Source organism: Frigoribacterium sp. MEB024 (genome assembly GCF_000878135.1).
Lineage (GTDB): Bacteria > Actinomycetota > Actinomycetes > Actinomycetales > Microbacteriaceae > Frigoribacterium.
Genome location: NZ_JXQZ01000002.1, coordinates 12,876 through 29,884, shown reverse-complemented (window position 1 = coordinate 29,884; position 17,009 = coordinate 12,876). Strand labels below are relative to the sequence as shown.

Sequence of the window (17,009 nt, the reverse complement as noted above, 5' to 3'; positions counted from 1 at the left end):
GTCCCGTCGTCCGTCCGCAGCCCCGTCGCACCCGAGAAGGAACCCATGGCCGAGAGCTCCCGCCCCGTCACCCTGTTCACCGGTCAGTGGGCCGACCTGCCCTTCGAGGAGGTCGCGGCGCTCGCGGCCGGCTGGGGTTACGACGGTCTCGAGATCGCGGCGTCGGGCGACCACCTCGACCTCGAGCGGGCCGACCAGGACGACGCGTACCTGCGGTCGCGGCTCGACGTGCTCGAGCGGCACGGGCTGGGGGTCTGGGCCATCTCGAACCACCTGACCGGCCAGGCGGTCTGCGACGACCCGATCGACTTCCGGCACCAGGCGATCGTCCGGCCGTCCACCTGGGGCGACGGCGACCCCGAGGGCGTCCGTCAGCGTGCGGCCGAGGACATGAAACGCGCGGCACGGGTGGCCCGCAAGATGGGCGTCGACACCGTGGTCGGCTTCACCGGCTCGAAGATCTGGCCGTACGTCGCGATGTTCCCGCCGGTTCCCGCCGCCGTGATCGACGCCGGCTACCAGGACTTCGCCGACCGCTGGAACCCCATCCTCGACGTGTTCGACGCCGAGGGAGTCCGCTTCGCCCACGAGGTGCACCCGAGCGAGATCGCCTACGACCACTGGACGAGCGTCCGGGCGCTCGAGGCCATCGAGCACCGTTCGGCCTTCGGGTTCAACTGGGACCCCTCGCACATGCTCTGGCAGGGGGTCGACACGGTGTCGTTCATCACCGACTTCGCCGACCGGATCTTCCACGTCGACTGCAAGGACACCCGCATCAAGCCCCCCACGGGGCGGTCGGGCGTGCTCGGCTCGCACCTGCCCTGGGGCGACCCCCGCCGCGGCTGGGACTTCGTCTCGACCGGCCACGGCGACATGGACTGGGAGGACGCCTTCCGCGCCCTCGACGCCATCGGTTACGACGGCCCGATCTCGATCGAGTGGGAGGACGCCGGCATGGACCGGCTGCACGGCGCCCCCGAGGCGTTGGCCTACATCCGGTCGCTCCTCTGGAAGCGGCCGAGCGCCTCCTTCGACGCCGCCTTCTCGAACCAGTAACGGCAGACTGATCCCGTGCCCAGAACCCTGCTGCCCGGCCAACGGAGCCGCCTGCTCGTCGTCGACCCCGCGACCGGCGACGTCGAGGTCGTCCTCGAGAGCACCCGCGTGCTCGTCGAGGCCCCGAACTGGAGCCCCGACGGTCGCTGGCTCGTCGTCAACGGCGACGGCCTGCTCTGGCGGGTGCCCGCCGACGCCCGTGGGGTCGACGAGACGGCGCTCGAGCCGGTGCCGATGGGTGACGTGCCCGAGATCAACAACGACCACGTGATCGTGCCCGACCAGGGGGCCGTGATCGTGAGCGCCCGCGACGGCCACCTGTACGAGGTGCCGTGGGACGGGGTCACCCCGGGGGGCACCGCCCGCCGCGTGACGCGCGACCATCCCGCGGGGCGCAACCACAAGAACTACCTGCACGGCGTCTCGCCCGACGGCGCGACGCTCAGCGTCATCGTCGGCGCCTTGCCGGCCCCGGTCGACGACCCGGACGACGAGGAGGCGCGGGCCGGCTGGCGCACGGACGTCGCCCTGGTCTCGCTCGCCGACGGCGCGACCACGCCGGTGACCGACGACGAGCACCCCGACGACGGGGCCGAGTTCTCGCCGGACGGCGCCTGGCTGTGGGCGAACTCGGAACGCGCCTCCGCGGGGGTCGCCGGCCACGCGCAGCTGTTCCGGAGCAGCCTCGACGGCGCGGACGTCGTGCAGGTGACCGACGACGAGCGGGTGAACTGGTTCCCGCACGTCTCGCCCGACGCCTCGACGCTGCTCTGGGTGTCGTTCGAGCCCGGCACCCTCGGCCACCCCGAGAACCGCGACGTGGTGCTGCGCACCCTGCCCCTCGGTCCCGACGGCCTGCCCGTGCCGGGCCGGACGCCGAACGACGTGCTCGCCCTCTTCGGCGGGCAGGGCACCGTCAACGTGCCCTGCTGGGCCCCCGACTCGACCCGCTTCGCCTGCGCCGACTACCCGCTGGCCTGAAGCCTGCCCTCGGCCTGGCCGTCCCGAACCGATGGACTCGCTGTGGGCCACCTGTGGACGATGCGCAGCCTGCTCATCGATGGATCACAGTCGGTTCATAGGAACCGCTCGATACTTGGAGAGGTGACCACAACGACCCCCGCCACCGCCTCGGCCCCCCGCCTCACCCGTGCCGACGGAACGCCCCTCCGAGTCCTCGTCGTCGACGACGAGAACAGTCTCACCGACCTGCTCTCGATGGCCCTCCGCTACGAGGGGTGGGACGTCAAGGCGGCCTCCGACGGTCAGGCGGCCCTCGCCACGGCGCGCGAGTTCAAGCCCGACGCGATCGTGCTCGACTGGATGCTGCCCGACATCGACGGCATCCAGGTGCTGGGGCGACTGCGGTCGAGCGGTGACGACACCCCGATCCTGTTCCTCACCGCGAAGGACAGCGTCGAGGACCGCGTGTCGGGTCTCACCGCCGGGGGCGACGACTACGTCACCAAGCCGTTCTCCCTCGAAGAGGTCGTCGCCCGCCTGCGTGGCCTGATCCGCCGGTCGGCCTCGGCCATCAGCGAGGCGGGTGACTCGCGCATCGTCGTGGGCGACCTCGTGCTCGACGAGGAGAGCTACGAGGTGACGCGGGCCGGTCGCGAGATCGAGCTGACCGCGACCGAGTTCGAACTGCTGCGCTTCCTGATGCGCAACCCGCGCCGCGTGCTGAGCAAGGCGCAGATCCTCGACCGGGTCTGGAGCTACGACTTCGGCGGCAAGTCCAGCGTCGTCGAGATCTACATCTCGTACCTGCGCAAGAAGATCGACGTCGGTGAAGAGCCGATGATCCACACCGTGCGTGGCGTGGGTTACGTGATCAAGCCCACGTCGTGAGCGATGCCCTCCCCGCCCGGGTGGGCTCGCGCCTCCGCCGTGTCGTGGGCCGGGCGCCCGGCCTCGCCGGGCCGCTCACGCTGCGCAACCGCCTGATCCTCAGCATCGTCGCACTCGTGGTGCTGCTGACCATCGTGATCGGCTCGGTCAGCGTGTTCGTGCTGCAGGCGTCGCTGATGCGTCAGCTCGACGACGAACTCGACGGGGCGACCGGTCGCTCGGTGCCCATGGTGAACGCCCAGGGCTCGACGAGCCGGCCGTACCTGACGCCCGACGGCGACGACCTCTCGGGGCCGCGGCAGTCGCCCGGCACCTTCACGGCCGTCGTCGTGAACGGGTCGGTCGTGGCGGCGTACCGGGTCGAGCAGTCGGGTCAGGTCGTCCGGCCGCGCCTGACCGACGACCTGACCTCGGTCGTGACGACGGTCGCCGGCTCGACGACACCCGAGACCGTCTCGCTCGGGGCGGCACTGGGCTCGTACCGGGTGGAGTCCCTCGCGGTCGGCTACCAGACGACGACCACGTCGGGCTCGGTCGCCACGACGCCGGCCTACCTCGTCGTGGGTCTGCCGACGAGCAGCGTCGACCGCACCATCACGGTCATGGTGATCACCATCCTCGCCGTGACCCTCATCGGCCTCGCGATCGCCATCGCCGTGGCCTACGGGGTGGTGCGCAGCGCCCTGCGACCGCTCGAGCGCATGTCCGACACGGCGCTGCGGGTCGCCGAGCTGCCGCTGGACCGCGGCGAGGTCGCGCTGGCCGAACGCGTCGACGAGGCCGACGCCGACACCCGCACCGAGGTCGGCCGCGTCGGCGCCTCGCTGAACCGCATGCTGGGCCATGTGGCGGGGGCCCTCGAGGCCCGTCAGCAGAGCGAGAACAAGGTGCGGCAGTTCGTCGCCGACGCCTCGCACGAGCTGCGGACCCCGCTCGCGTCGGTCCGCGGCTACGCCGAGCTGACCCGCCGCATGAACACCGGACTGCCCGACGACGTGGTGTACGCCATGGGCCGCATCGAGTCGGAGTCGTTGCGCATGACCTCGCTCGTCGAGGACCTCCTGCTGCTCGCCCGCCTCGACGAGGGTCGCGACCTCGTCACGGGCGACGTCGACCTGACCAGGGTCGTGCTCGACACGGTCAACGACGCCCACGTGGCCGGACCCACGCACGACGTCGACGTGTACGTGCCCGACGAGTCGGTGACCGTGTCGGGCGACGCCATGCGCCTGCACCAGATCGTCGCGAACCTGTTGACCAACGTGCGCACCCACACGCCCGACGGCACGCACGTGCACGTCTCGCTGACGGTCGACGACGCGTCCGGTCAGGCGGTCGTCTCGGTCGCCGACGACGGACCGGGCATCGACCCGGCCGTGCTGCCGGTGCTGTTCGAACGGTTCGCGCGGGCCGACAGCTCGCGGTCGCGGAAGGCCGGCTCGACGGGCCTCGGCCTCGCGATCGTCCAGGCCGTCGTGCACTCCCACGGGGGGACCGTCGACGTCGCCAGTTCGGACGACGGGGCGACCTTCACCGTCCGCCTGCCGCTCGCGACGTCCGTCGTCGCCCCCGAGCGGGACGCCGAGGAGGCGCGACTTGCGTGAGCGCGCCTCCTGCGTCTATCCTTGGCGAAGCCCAAGACCGCCGGTTGTAGTCGTCTGCTCGCAGACGGGTGCCGAAGGTTCTCGAGAGAGAGCGACCAGCGCAGGTGTGTGAAGTCGTTCCTCTTCTCGAAGAGATCCAGCTCCGTGCGCTTGCGCCGGAGCTTTTTTCATTGGTGCGGCACCGGTCTCGGTGCGGCCGAGTCGAGCGCCCGGGGGCTGCCGGCACACCCACGTTTTAGGAGAGCCATGGCGAACAAGGAAGCATCGGTCGCCGAGCTCACGGACAACTTCCGTGACTCGACCGCCGTCCTGCTCACCGAGTACCGCGGTCTCACTGTTGCCGAGCTGAAAGAGCTCCGCAAGTCCATCAGTGCAGACGCGACGTACGCCGTGGTGAAGAACACGCTCAGCAAGATCGCGGCCAACAACGCCGGAATCAGCTCGTTCGACGACGAACTCGTCGGACCGTCTGCGATCGCCTTCGTGCACGGTGACCCTGTCGCCGTCGCCAAGAGCCTGCGTGACTTCGCCAAGGCACACCCCGCTCTGATCGTGAAGAACGGTTACTTCGACGGTAACCCGCTCACGGCAGACGAGGTCAAGCAGCTCGCCGATCTCGAGTCCCGAGAGGTGCTGCTGGGCAAACTGGCCGGCGCCTTCAAGGCTTCGCTGTTCGGTGCTGCCTACCTGTTCCAGGCACCGCTGTCCCAGGCCGTTCGCACGGTCGAGGCGCTGCGTGCCAAGCAGGAAGCCGACAGCTAAAAAGCTGTCGTACCAACCCACACTTTAGAAAACCCATAAGGAGAACACCATGGCGAAGCTCACGCAGGACGAACTGATCGAGGCCTTCAAGGAGCTCACGCTCATCGAGCTCAGCGACTTCGTGAAGAAGTTCGAAGAGGTCTTCGAGGTCACCGCTGCTGCCCCCGTGGCCGCTGCCGGTGCCGCCGGCCCCGCCGCCGCCGCCGAAGAGGTCGAAGAGCAGACCGCCTTCGACGTCGTGCTCGAGGCTGCCGGCGACAAGAAGATCCAGGTCATCAAAGAGGTCCGCGCTCTCACGAGCCTCGGTCTCGGCGAGGCCAAGGCCGTCGTCGACGGTGCCCCCAGCACCGTCCTCGAGGGCGCCTCGAAGGAAGCCGCCGACAAGGCCAAGGCTCAGCTCGAGGCCGCCGGCGCGACGATCACCCTCAAGTAGTCGGCGGGCCCCCGCGGCCCTCTGCGCTTGAGCGGCACGTCTGCTCAGCACCACACGGAAGGCGCCACCCCTCGGGGTGGCGCCTTTCGTCGTCGCCGGTGGTGCGCGCCGACCACACGGAGGGCCGGGTCAGGAGGCGCGGGCCAGGACCGAGTGTCGCCGACCGTACCCGAGGTACACCGCGGTGCCCACGGCCATCCAGACGGCGAAGGCCGCCCAGGTGACCCAGCCGAGCGTCACCATCAGCAGCACGCAGAAGGCGCAGCCGAGGATCGGGGTCACCGGGTACAGCGGCACCTTGTAGGTCCGGTCGAGTTCGGGCCGGTTGCGGCGAAGCCAGATGACCGACACGTTGACCAGGGCGAAGGCGAAGAGCGTGCCGATGCTCGTCGCGTCGGCGAGGGCGCCCAGGGGGATCACCGCGGCGGCCACGGCCACCGCTCCGCCGACGATCAGGGTGCCGGCGACGGGGGTCTGCGTCCGCGCCGAGACACGACCGAGGACGCGGGGGACGAGCCCGTCGCGGGCCATCGAGACGAAGATGCGCGTCTGACCGTAGAGCACCGTCAGCACGACGCTCGCGATCGCCGCCACGGCGGTGACGGCGAAGAGGAAGGCGACCCACGGCTGGCCCGTGATGTCGGCGACGATGGTGACGAGGGTCGCCTCGCCGTCGGTGAAGGTCGTCCAGGGACGCGCGCCGATCGCGGCGACGGCCACGAGGATGTACAGCACCGTGATGATCAGGATCGAGGCGATGATGGCGCGCGGCAGGTCTCGCTTCGCGTCGCGGGCCTCCTCGCCCGCCGTGGACGCCGCGTCGAAGCCGATGTACGAGAAGAACAGCCGGGAGGCGGCGGCCGAGACGCCGGCCGCGCCCATCGGTGCCAACGGCTCGAAGTTGCCGGCGCTGAAGGCCGTGAAGGCGACGGCGACGAAGAACACGAGGAGCGCCACCTTGACGACGACGAGCAGCGTGTTGACCCAGGCGCTCTCGCGGGCGCCCGGCACCAGCACGAGGGTGGCGAGCAGGACGAGCACCGCCGCGGGCAGGTTCAGCACGCCACCGGCACCCGGGGGCTCGGCGATCGCGGCCGGCAGGGCCAGCCCGAACACGTCGAGGGCCTCGTTGACGTACTGGCCCGCGCCGACGGCGACGGCCGCGACCGAGACGGCGTACTCGAGGACGAGACACCACCCGCAGACCCAGGCGATGCCCTCGCCGAGCGTCGCGTACGCGTACGAGTAGCTCGAGCCCGACACGGGCACGCTGCCCGCCATCTCGGCGTAGGACAGGGCCGACAGCAGGGCCGCGACGCCCGCGAGGACGAACGAGATCCAGACCGCGGGACCGGCCAGCGGGACGGCCGTGCCGAGCACGACCAGGATGCCCGTGCCGAGGGTCGCACCGATGCTGATCGCCGTGAGGTGCCAGACGCCCAGGGTGCGGCGCAGGCGGGGTCCGCCGTCGGCGGTGGCCTCGCTCTCGGCGACGTACGCCTCGAGGGGTTTGCGCGCCCTCAGCTGGGCGACGAGGGAGGGGCGGGACGTGACGCGGGACTCGTGGGGCACCGCGAGAGGCTACCGTACGGCGGGCGCCGTGCCTCCTCGGGGCGCCGTGCCTCCTCGGGACGCCGTGCCTCCCGGGGACTACTCGTCGAGGTCGAGGCCGAGCTGCTTGACACGGGTCATCGCCTCGCGCCGGGACGAGGCCTGGAGCTTGCGGTAGATGCTGCGGACGTGGCTCTTCACCGTGTTCACCGAGATGAACAGCTGGCTGCCGATCTGGCCCAGGGTCTGGCCGGTGGCCAGGTGCTGGACGATGACGAGCTCACGGTCGCTCAGTGGCTCGGCGAGTTGCGGCACGACGTCCGCCGAGGTGCCCCGCAGGCGGTCGAGCACCCCGACGATGGTGGGCGGCTGACGGCGCCCGACCGCGCGCTGCACGAGGTGCTCGAGGACGTCCTCGGGCAGCGTGGCGAAGAGCCAGATCGACCCGTTGTGGCCGGCGCTCAACAGGGCCCGGTCGAAAGCGATGTCGCTGTGCGGGCCGTCGCCGAGTGCGAGGTGTGCAGCGGCCTGGATCGCGTGCACCTGGCCCATCGTGCGCTCGCTGTGCAGGTCCCCGATGGCGAGGCACTGCTCGAGCGCCTCGAGGGCGTCCTCGGGCTCGCCGGCGGCGAGGTGCACGAGGGCGAGCACGCGAGCGGGACAGCGGATGTGGTGGTGCGACGAGGTCACCGACGAGGCCAGACGACGGGCCTCGTGGGGCTGGCCGAGCAGGCGCATGGTCTCGGCCCGCATCACGGTCGCCGACTCGGTCAGGGCGCTGTGCCCGGTGAAGCCGTCGATGGTGCGGGCGATCCTGGCCAGCAGGTCGAGCACCTCGATGTGCCGGCTCTCGGCCAGCAGCACGTGCGCCTCGGCGAACAGGCCGAGCGCCTCCCAGTCGCTGCCGCGTGACGCCTGGCGGACGTCGGCGAGCAGGCTCTCGTGGCCCCCGACGGCCTCACCGCGTTCGAGGGCGAGGTGGACGCGCGTGATCTGGGTCAGTGCGCCGAACGAGCTGCCCAACAGGTCGGTGCCGTCGGCGAGCTCGCGGGCGAGGTCGACGTGGCGGTCGGCGAGGTCGAAGTCGCCGATCAACATCGCGACGAAGGCGAGGGCCGAGAGGCACTCCACGCGCTCGGCGGTGCTGAGGTGGTCCTCGCCGAGACCGTTCGCGAGGCTCAGGGCGAAGCGGGCCTGGTCGATCTCGCCGTAGTGCAGGCGGATGAGGCCGAGCTGCAGTGAGAAGGAGGCGCTGAGCGAGATGCGCACGCTGATCGACTCGGCCAGGTCGTTCTCGATGAGGGTGCGGGCGACCTCGAGGTGCTCGTGGGCCACCACGAAGTTGCCGAGGGTGCGCAGGGACGCACCGAGGTGGACGTGGTAGCCCGCCCGGATGTCGAGCGGCAGGTCGGGGTCGGCGTCGAGCGCCTTGGCCACGCCTCGGAACCAGGGCAGGGCGGCACTGCGCGAGCGGGAGCCGACCGAGCGGTGGCTCGCGGCCAGGGCGAGCAGGATGCGGGGTCGTCCACGCCATTCCTCCTCGGGGGTCGAGCGGATGGCTTCGCGCAGACGCGCTCCCTGAAGGGGGGCGATCTGGGTCCAGCCCTGTTCGATGGCATCGAGAGCAGCCCGGTGGTCGGCGGGCTGCAGTTCGGCACTCGGTGGTTCGACGGCCGTGGGGTTCGACGTGTTCACGATGGTCCTAGCTCCGCCGCTTCGGGAGGCTCGCCCGTCGGGTAGGGGGAGCGCGGCTGCCGGAGCCTGGTCAGGTGCACCGACACCGCCATACTAAACTGAGTGTTCATTCCGTCGTATGGTCTGTCGGGCATTGCGCCCACAACTGGGGGACGAACGGTCGTTCTACGGCGTGTCGCGGCGTGTCTCGACGGTCCCATGGCGATTTCTTGCGGGCGTCGCCTCGCACCCCGAACCCCGCACCCCGGCGGCGGGCCACCCGTGACGGTGGTCAGGCCTACGCTGACCGGATGAGCTCGATGCACGCCCCTGCAGGCGGTCCCCGTGGCGGGGGCCGTCCGGGTGGTTCCGGTCGGGTGTCGAGCGGCGACGCCGACGCCCAGCGTGCAGCGAACGCCACGGCGCCGCGCATCCCCGACCTGCTCGGTCGCATCCGCGATCTGTTCGTCCCGCACAAGCGGGCACTCGTCGTCACCGTGGTGCTGGTCCTGATCGGCGCCGCCGTCAGCGTGGCTCCGCCGTTGCTCACCAAGCAGGCGTTCGACCGGGGGCTGTTCCCGCCGGGCGGCCCCGACGTGCCCGTGCTGCTCGAGCTGGTGGGTGCCATGGTGGGGCTCTGGGTGCTGTCGGCCGGCATCGGCGTCTGGCAGACCTACCTGACGGCCACGGTCGGCAACAAGGTCATGGGGGCGTTGCGCATCCGCCTCTTCGGGCACCTGCAGCGCATGGAGCTCGCGTTCTTCACCCGCACCAAGACCGGCGTCATCCAGTCCCGGTTGCAGAACGACGTCGGTGGCGTCGCGAACGTGCTCAGCAACACCATCTCGAGCGTCCTCGGCAACACGGTCACGGTCATCGCGGCCTTCGTGTCCATGCTCGTCCTCAGCTGGCAGATGACCGTCGTCACGGTGATCCTGCTGCCGCTGCTCGTGGTGGCCCAGCGCCGGGTGGGGCAGGTGCGTGCCCGCATCGCCACCAAGACGCAGGAGTCCCTCAGCGACATGACCGCCATCACGCAAGAGGCGTTGAGCGTCAGCGGCATCCTGCTCGCCAAGAGCTTCAACCAGCAGCACTCAGAGGTCGAGCGCTACGCCGCCGAGAACCGCACCCAGATCGGGCTGCAGGTGCGTCAGCAGATGAGCGGGCAATGGTTCTTCGCCGTCGTCCAGATCTTCCTCTCGGTCATCCCCGCCCTCATCTACCTGGTCGCGGCCTGGTTGATCCTCCGGGACGTGCCGGTGACCGCGGGCACGATCGTGGCCTTCACGACGGTGCAGGCCCGGTTGACCTTCCCGCTCATGGGCTTGCTGCGGGTGGCCCTCGACCTGCAGACCTCCGGGGCGCTCTTCGCTCGCATCTTCGAGTACCTCGACCTCCACCCGGCCATCACGAACGACCCGTCGGCCGAGGCCGTCGACGAGGCGCAGCTCGGTCGGGTCGAGTTCGACGACGTCTCGTTCTCGTATCCCGACGCCGAGCCCGGGCAGAAGACCCTCGACGGCGTCTCGTTCGACATCGCCCCCGGGCAGTTCGCCGCGTTCGTCGGCCCGAGCGGTGCCGGCAAGACGACCGTGTCGTACCTGATCCCGCGGTTCTACGAGGCGTCCGGCGGTGCGGTCCGCTTCGCAGGCACCGACGTCCGGCGGCTCGACCAAGAATCACTGGTCGGCAACATCGGCATCGTCAGCCAAGAGACCTATCTGTTCCACGCCAGCATCGGCGACAACCTCCGCTACGCGCGACCCGACGCGACCGACGAGCAACTGGTCGACGCGGCCCGGCAGGCCAACATCCACGAGACCATCGCGTCGTTCCCCGACGGCTACGACACGATCGTCGGCGAGCGGGGCTATCGCCTCTCGGGTGGCGAGAAACAACGCATCGCCATCGCCCGCGTCCTGCTGAAAGACCCGGCGGTGATGGTCCTCGACGAGGCGACGAGCGCCCTCGACACGGTGTCCGAGCGCGTCGTCCAAGAGGCTCTCGACACGGCGACCCGCGGTCGGACGACGATCGCGATCGCGCACCGCCTCTCGACGGTCCGCGACGCCGACGTCGTCTTCGTGGTCGTGGCCGGCCACGTCGTCGAGCGCGGCACGCACGACGAGCTGCTCGCGCTGGGCGGGGTCTACGCCGAGCTCTACGGGCAGCAGGTCTCGGCGTAGGCCGTAGCGGGCCGGGCGTCCCTCAGCTGCGCTCGGCGAGCATCGCCTGCATGGCGTCGATCTCGCTCTGCTGCGTCTGCACCATGCCCGAGGCGAAGGCGCGCACCTGCGTCACCTCGCTGCGTGCCAGGATCGCGTCGGCCATCTCGATGCCGCCCTCGTGGTGGGCGATCATCAGCGTCAGGAAGTGCCGCTCGGCCTCCACGCCGCGGGCGGAGTCGAGGGCCGCGAGCTGCTCGTCGGTGGCCAGCCCGGGCATGCGGCCGCCGGGTTCGTGGGTGGCGACGGGCGTGGCCGAGCCGCTCGCGCCTCCGTCGCCGGTCATGTGGTGGCTGCCGTAGTCGCCGTCGAGCGTCGGGCGGGTCATCCAGGTCATGGTCGGCTCGGACGGTGCCTGCGGCACGCGCCACAGCTCGAGCCAGGCGTACATCTGGCCGGCCTGCTGCGACTGCGTGAGGGCCATGTCGTAGGCCATCGAGCGCACCTCGGGGTCGTCGGTCCGATCGCGGACCATCATCGCCATCTGCACGGCCTGCTCGTGGTGCACCTGCATGTCCCGCGAGAACCCTGCCTCGACGCTGTCCGTCCCGGGCGTGACCGGGTTCGGCGAGCTGAGCCGGCCGAGTGCGATGCCGACCAGCAGCACGATCGCCACGGTCAGGACCCCCGCGATCACCAGCCGCAGCCGACGACCCGAGGAGGCGCGGTGCGGCCCCGCCCCGTCGGTCACGTCGGCGTCGTCACGCCCCGGTGCGGTCACGCGATCTTGCCGGTGCCGTCCACGCCGCCGGTGCAGGGCGCGCCGGGCTCGGGGGCGTTCGTGGACTTCCAGTACTTGGTGACGAAGTCCGACACGGTGGCCTCGTCGTCCGTGACGTTCGCGAAGGGCAGCTGGGCGCCCCAGGCCGAGACGTACATGGGGGAGTCGAGACCCTCGTAGGGCGAGACGACCGCGTAGGTGTCGGGGGCGAAGTCGCGCAGCGCCTCGATCTCGCTCTCGCTGACCTGCTCGGGGTCGTAGGTGAACCAGACGGCGCCGTGCTCGAGGTCGTGGACGGCGTTCTCGTTCGGCACGGGCTCGGTGTAGACACCGCAGTTCAGCCAGATCTGGTTGTGGTCGCCGCCCGCGGGAGGGGTCATCGCGTAGTCGACGCTGCCGCCGACGTGGTTGGCGGTGAGGTCGGAGTAGGTCTTCACGCCGTCGATCTCGATGGCCTGAGGGTCTTGCCGCGGCTGGCCGCTCGTCACGACGAAGGTGACGACCAGCGCGATCGCCGCCGCGCCCGCGACGGAGGCGGTGACGATGCCGATGGTGCGGTTGCGCTTCGCCCGGGCCTGCTGCCTTTTGAGCTCGGCGACCTTCTCCTGGCGTCGGGCGTCGCGCTGCTGCTTGACGGTGGGCTTGTCGTCGGCCACGTGGGGAGTCCTGTCGTCCGGGGGATCGATCGCGGGGATCGGTCGAGATCGGGGATGCGTCACCAGTTGTCTCACGGATTACTGGGAGGTCCGTAATATCCTGCACGATCTGCACGCGGGATGGCTCGTCCCGCCCCGTAACACACCAGGGCGCGTCGTTAGACTCGGCCGACGGCGTCGTCACCCGACACCGCCCCTCCCGTCACCCGATTCGCGCCCCACGAGGCCGCGCAGAAACCGGAGCACCCGTGAAGTACGCCGAGACCGTCCTCGACCTGATCGGTGACACGCCGCTCGTCAAGCTGAACAAGGTGACCGAGGGCATCACGGCGACGGTGCTCGTCAAGGTCGAGTACGTCAACCCGGGCGGCTCGTCGAAGGACCGCATCGCGACGCGCATCATCGACGCGGCCGAACGCGAGGGCCTCCTGAAGCCCGGCGGCACGATCGTCGAGCCGACCAGCGGCAACACCGGCGTGGGCCTGGCCCTGGTCGCCCAACAGCGCGGCTACCGCTGCGTCTTCGTCCTGCCCGACAAGGTCGGCGAGGACAAGCGCAACGTGCTCAAGGCCTACGGTGCCGAGATCGTCGTCACGCCGACCGCCGTCGAACCGACCAGCCCCGAGTCGTACTACAGCGTCTCCGACCGCCTGGCGCGCGAGATCCCCGGGGCGTTCAAGCCGAACCAGTACGCCAACCCCAACGGCCCGCTCAGCCATTACGAGACGACCGGCCCCGAGATCTGGCGCGACACCGACGGCCGCATCACGCACTTCGTCGCGGGCGTCGGCACCGGCGGCACCATCAGCGGCACGGGCCGCTACCTCAAAGAGGTCTCCGGAGGCGCGGTGCAGGTCGTCGGCGCCGACCCCGAGGGCAGCGTCTACAGCGGCGGCACCGGTCGCCCCTATCTGCTCGAGGGCGTCGGCGAGGACTTCTGGCCGGCCGCCTACGACCCCTCGGTCGTCGACCGCATCATCGCCGCGGACGACGCCCGCTCGTTCGAGCTGACCCGACGCCTCGCCCGCGAAGAGGGCCTGCTGGTCGGCGGCTCGTCCGGCCTGGCCGTCGCGGCCGCCCTCGACGTGGCCCGCGAGCTCGGCCCGGACGACGTCGTCGTCGCCCTGCTGCCCGACAGCGGGCGCGGCTACCTCGGCAAGATCTTCAACGACGCGTGGATGCGCTCGTACGGCTTCGGCGTCAGTCACGACGAGCGGTCGGTCCGCGACCTGATCGCGTCGAAGACGGGCCAGCTGCCCGACCTCGTCCACGCCCACCCGTCCGACACCGTCCACGACGTGATCGGCATCATGAAGACCTACGGCGTCTCGCAGATGCCGGTGCTCTCGGCCGAGCCCCCGGTCGTGATCGGCGAGGTCGTCGGCGCCATCGAAGAGAAGGCGCTGCTCGAGGCGATCTTCCGCGGCGGCGCGACCATGGGCGACGCCGTCTCGGCGTACCTCGGCGACCCGCTGCCGTTGATCGGCGTGAACGAGCCCGTCTCGGCGGCCCGGTCCGCGCTCGAGTCGGTCGACGCCCTGCTCGTCACCGACGACGGCCGCCCGGTCGGCGTCGTCACCCGCCAGGACGTCCTCTCCTTCCTCTCCTCCTGAGCGGCCGGATCGGCACCGTGATCCGGTGACCCGACCCGAGCCTCCTCGTCCCCCTCCGTCTGCGCACCACCCGTCCCCCTCGAAAGGACACCCCATGACCCACGGTTTCTCGACCCGGGCGATCCACGCCGGCCAGGAGTTCGACCCCACCACCGGTGCCGTCGTCCCCCCGATCTACCAGTCGTCCACCTTCGTGCAGGACGGCATCGGCGGGTTCCGCGGCGGCTACGAGTACGCCCGGTCGGCGAACCCGACGCGCGACTCGCTGCAGACCCTGCTCGCCGACCTCGAGGGCGGCGCCGCGGCGTTCAGCTTCGCGTCGGGGCTGTCGGCCGAGGACGCGCTGCTGCGCTCGGTCCTGGCGCCCGGCACGCGCATCGTCATGGGCAACGACGTCTACGGCGGCACGCACCGCCTCGTCAACCGGGTCTGGGTGCCCTGGGGAGTCACGCTCGACACGGTCGAGATGAGCGACCTCGACGCCGTGCGCGCCGCCGTCCAGGCCGCCCCGACGGCCGTCCTCTGGGTCGAGACGCCCAGCAACCCGCTGATGAAGATCAGCGACATCGCGGCGCTCGCCGAGATCGGTCACGCGGCCGGAGCCGTCGTCGTCGTCGACAACACCTTCGCGTCGCCGTACCTGCAGCAGCCCCTGGCGCTCGGGGCCGACGCGGTCGTGCACTCGACGACGAAGTACATCGGCGGCCACTCGGACGTCGTCGGCGGGGCCGTGGTCGTGCGCGACGACGAGCTCGCCGCGAAGGTCGGTTTCATCCAGTTCGGCGTCGGAGCCGTGTCGGCGCCGATGGAGGCCTGGCTGACGGTGCGCGGCATCAAGACGCTCGGCGTGCGCGTCGACCGCCACTCGTCCAACGCGCTGGCGATCGCCCACGCACTCGAGGGCCACCCGGCCGTCGAGCGCGTCTACTACCCGGGGCTCGAGTCGCACCCGGGGCACGAGCTCGCCGCCCGGCAGATGCGGGCGTTCGGCGGCATGCTCTCGGTCCAGTTGACCGCGGGTGCCGCGGCGGCCCGGCGGTTCGCCGAGTCGACCGAGCTGTTCCAGCTGGCCGAGTCGCTCGGCGGCGTCGAGTCGCTGATCGGCTACCCGAGCGAGATGACCCACGCCTCGGTGCGCGGCACCGAGCTCGAGGTGCCCGACTCGATCGTGCGGCTGTCGGTCGGCATCGAGGACGTCGACGACCTGCTCGGCGACGTCACGCAGGCGCTCTCGCGCCTCGACGCCTAGGCGGCTCGCGACACGACCCGAGGAGGCGCGGTGCGGGGGAGTCCTTCACCGCGCCTCCTCGGGTCGTCGCGTCCCGTCCCTCGCCGTCGCGTCGTGTCGGCGGCTCGGCCTAGGCTCGTCGCATGTCCGACGCCGCCGTGAGCACCCGCCCCGAGGGCGTGCTCAGCGGTCGGTACCGGCTCGCCACGCTGGGCATGTGCGCGTTGATCGGCATCGCGGCCTTCGAGTCGCTCGCGGTCACGACGATCATGCCGATCATCAGCCGCGAGCTCGACGGCGAGGCGCTCTACTCGCTCAGCTTCGCCGCGCCCCTCGCCTCGGGCCTGGTCGGCATGGTGGTGGCGGGCAACTGGGCCGACCGCAGCGGGCCCCGCGTCGTCGTCATCGCGTCGATGCTGCTGTTCGCCGTCGGGCTGCTCGTCGTCGGCACCGCGCCCGACATGGTCGTGCTGCTGCTCGGCCGCCTGGTCCAGGGCGTCGGCTCGGGCGCGGTCATCGTCGGGCTCTACGTCATGGTCGCCCGGCTCTACCCGCCGGGTCTGCACCCCTCGATCTTCGCGGGCTTCGCCGCGGCCTGGGTCGTGCCGGGGCTGGTCGGGCCGCTCGTCGCCGGCGTCGTGGCCGAGACGGTGGGCTGGCACTGGGTCTTCCTCGGGGCGCTGGGCCTCGCCGTGCCGGCGTTCTTCGCCGTCCTGCCGAGCCTGCGTCGCGTCCCTCCGCCCGTGGTGGCCGAGGGCGGGCAGCGCGTCCCGTGGAGCATCGGCCGCATCCTCTGGTCGATCGGCGCGGCCCTCGGCGTGCTGGCCCTGAACCTCGTGTCCGAGTTCCCGACCTGGCTCACCGTCGTCGTCATCGTCCTGGCGGTCGTCGTGCTCGCCGTGGCCCTGAGGCCCCTGCTGCCGCCCGGCACGTTGCGCGCGACCCCGGGGCTGCCCACCCTGGTGCTGCTGCGCGGCCTGGTCGGGGCGGCGTTCCTCGGCAGCGAGGTGTACATCCCGTACATGCTCTCGGCCGAATACGACTTCAGCGCCTCGGCCTCGGGGGTCACCCTGACCCTCGGGGCGCTCGGCTGGGCGTTCGCCAGCTGGGTGCAGGGGCGGCTCGGCGACCGGGTGGCCCAGCGCGACGGCATCCGCATCGGCATCGTCCTGGTGCTGATCGGCGTCGTCGTCGCGGCGCTGACCCCCCTGTTCCACCTGCCACCGGCCTTCCTCATCGCGACCTGGGCCGTCGCGGGGTTCGGCATGGGGTTCATGTACCCGCGCTTCTCGGTGCTCGTCCTCGCCCTCTCGACCGAGTCCGCGCGCGGGTTCAACAGCTCGGCGCTGACCATCGCCGACTCCACCGGCTCGGCCGTCGCGCTGGCGCTGACCGGGGCCGCCTTCGGGCTGCTCGGCGGGGCGTCCAGCCCGATCGCCTTCGTCGCCTGCTTCACGGTCGGCACGGGCGTGGCGGTGCTGGCGCTCGCCCTCAGCGGCCGGGCGGTGCCCCGCGGTCGGTGACCGCGCCTCCTCCGGCCGACGGCGCCGGCGCTCGACCGGCGAGTGGAGGGCATGACGCGGTGGTGACCCCCGGACGGGTCTTGGGCGGCCTCCGGGGAATGCATAATGG

General features: G+C 71.1%; 14 protein-coding genes. 10 read left to right on the top strand and 4 right to left on the bottom strand.

What is annotated here, in order from left to right; all coding sequences use genetic code 11:
* Positions 1-45: 45 nt before the first annotated feature.
* From SZ60_RS01180 to rplL, 6 genes are all read left to right on the top strand, one after another.
* Positions 46-1,059: a sugar phosphate isomerase/epimerase gene (locus SZ60_RS01180; protein ID WP_043592931.1), complete on the top strand. Its 1,014-nt coding sequence runs from the start codon at positions 46-48 to the stop codon at positions 1,057-1,059.
* Positions 1,060-1,074: 15 nt separating this feature from the next.
* A complete protein-coding gene (locus tag SZ60_RS01175) occupies positions 1,075-2,040 on the top strand; it encodes a PD40 domain-containing protein (RefSeq protein ID WP_043592929.1) in 966 nt (321 codons plus the stop codon).
* Between the two features lie 111 nt (positions 2,041-2,151).
* Positions 2,152-2,910: a response regulator transcription factor gene (locus SZ60_RS01170; protein ID WP_056046521.1), complete on the top strand. Its 759-nt coding sequence runs from the start codon at positions 2,152-2,154 to the stop codon at positions 2,908-2,910.
* Complete coding sequence (locus tag SZ60_RS01165; RefSeq protein WP_082059754.1) at positions 2,907-4,514, top strand: HAMP domain-containing sensor histidine kinase; 1,608 nt, start codon at positions 2,907-2,909, stop codon at positions 4,512-4,514. The genes SZ60_RS01170 and SZ60_RS01165 overlap by 4 nt, the downstream gene beginning before the upstream one ends.
* Before the next feature lie 246 nt (positions 4,515-4,760).
* Positions 4,761-5,276 (top strand): 50S ribosomal protein L10, encoded by a 516-nt coding sequence (gene rplJ, locus SZ60_RS01160; RefSeq protein WP_043592926.1) that lies wholly within the window; start codon positions 4,761-4,763, stop codon positions 5,274-5,276.
* A gap of 49 nt (positions 5,277-5,325) precedes the next feature.
* Positions 5,326-5,709, top strand: a complete 384-nt coding sequence (rplL, locus tag SZ60_RS01155; RefSeq protein ID WP_043592924.1) for a 50S ribosomal protein L7/L12 — start codon at positions 5,326-5,328, stop codon at positions 5,707-5,709.
* A gap of 129 nt (positions 5,710-5,838) precedes the next feature.
* Here the strand turns inward: rplL and SZ60_RS01150 are convergent, their stop codons facing one another.
* Both SZ60_RS01150 and SZ60_RS01145 read right to left on the bottom strand, forming a co-directional pair.
* Positions 5,839-7,281: an APC family permease gene (locus SZ60_RS01150; protein ID WP_043592922.1), complete on the bottom strand. Its 1,443-nt coding sequence runs from the start codon at positions 7,279-7,281 to the stop codon at positions 5,839-5,841.
* 78 nt (positions 7,282-7,359) lie between these two features.
* Positions 7,360-8,955: a LuxR C-terminal-related transcriptional regulator gene (locus SZ60_RS01145; protein WP_043592920.1), complete on the bottom strand. Its 1,596-nt coding sequence runs from the start codon at positions 8,953-8,955 to the stop codon at positions 7,360-7,362.
* 290 nt (positions 8,956-9,245) lie between these two features.
* On the opposite strand from SZ60_RS01145, the gene SZ60_RS01140 reads away from it, so the two are divergent.
* Positions 9,246-11,120, top strand: a complete 1,875-nt coding sequence (locus tag SZ60_RS01140) for an ABC transporter ATP-binding protein (protein ID WP_043592918.1) — start codon at positions 9,246-9,248, stop codon at positions 11,118-11,120.
* Positions 11,121-11,142: 22 nt separating this feature from the next.
* On the opposite strand, the gene SZ60_RS01135 is transcribed toward SZ60_RS01140, so the two are convergent.
* Together SZ60_RS01135 and SZ60_RS01130 are read right to left on the bottom strand one after the other, a co-directional pair.
* Positions 11,143-11,880: a DUF305 domain-containing protein gene (locus tag SZ60_RS01135; RefSeq protein ID WP_052505068.1), complete on the bottom strand. Its 738-nt coding sequence runs from the start codon at positions 11,878-11,880 to the stop codon at positions 11,143-11,145.
* Positions 11,877-12,536 (bottom strand): DUF3105 domain-containing protein, encoded by a 660-nt coding sequence (locus SZ60_RS01130; RefSeq protein ID WP_052505067.1) that lies wholly within the window; start codon positions 12,534-12,536, stop codon positions 11,877-11,879. The genes SZ60_RS01135 and SZ60_RS01130 overlap by 4 nt, the downstream gene beginning before the upstream one ends.
* A gap of 248 nt (positions 12,537-12,784) precedes the next feature.
* On the opposite strand from SZ60_RS01130, the gene SZ60_RS01125 reads away from it, so the two are divergent.
* The 3 genes from SZ60_RS01125 (at position 12,785) to SZ60_RS01115 (ending at position 16,900) form a co-directional block, all read left to right on the top strand.
* Complete coding sequence (locus tag SZ60_RS01125) at positions 12,785-14,149, top strand: cystathionine beta-synthase (protein WP_043592916.1); 1,365 nt, start codon at positions 12,785-12,787, stop codon at positions 14,147-14,149.
* Positions 14,150-14,243: 94 nt separating this feature from the next.
* The gene (locus SZ60_RS01120) at positions 14,244-15,398 is read left to right on the top strand and encodes a cystathionine gamma-synthase (protein WP_043592914.1); all 1,155 of its coding nucleotides are present in this window, start codon (positions 14,244-14,246) and stop codon (positions 15,396-15,398) included.
* 122 nt (positions 15,399-15,520) lie between these two features.
* Complete coding sequence (locus tag SZ60_RS01115) at positions 15,521-16,900, top strand: MFS transporter (RefSeq protein ID WP_043592913.1); 1,380 nt, start codon at positions 15,521-15,523, stop codon at positions 16,898-16,900.
* Positions 16,901-17,009: the final 109 nt, after the last annotated feature.

Coding starts and splice junctions, on each gene's coding strand:
- SZ60_RS01180 (WP_043592931.1), top strand. CDS start 46: ATGGCCGAGAGCTCCCGCCCCGTCACCCTGTTCACCGGTCAGTGGGCC.
- rplJ (WP_043592926.1), top strand. CDS start 4,761: ATGGCGAACAAGGAAGCATCGGTCGCCGAGCTCACGGACAACTTCCGT.
- rplL (WP_043592924.1), top strand. CDS start 5,326: ATGGCGAAGCTCACGCAGGACGAACTGATCGAGGCCTTCAAGGAGCTC.
- SZ60_RS01140 (WP_043592918.1), top strand. CDS start 9,246: ATGAGCTCGATGCACGCCCCTGCAGGCGGTCCCCGTGGCGGGGGCCGT.
- SZ60_RS01120 (WP_043592914.1), top strand. CDS start 14,244: ATGACCCACGGTTTCTCGACCCGGGCGATCCACGCCGGCCAGGAGTTC.
- SZ60_RS01115 (WP_043592913.1), top strand. CDS start 15,521: ATGTCCGACGCCGCCGTGAGCACCCGCCCCGAGGGCGTGCTCAGCGGT.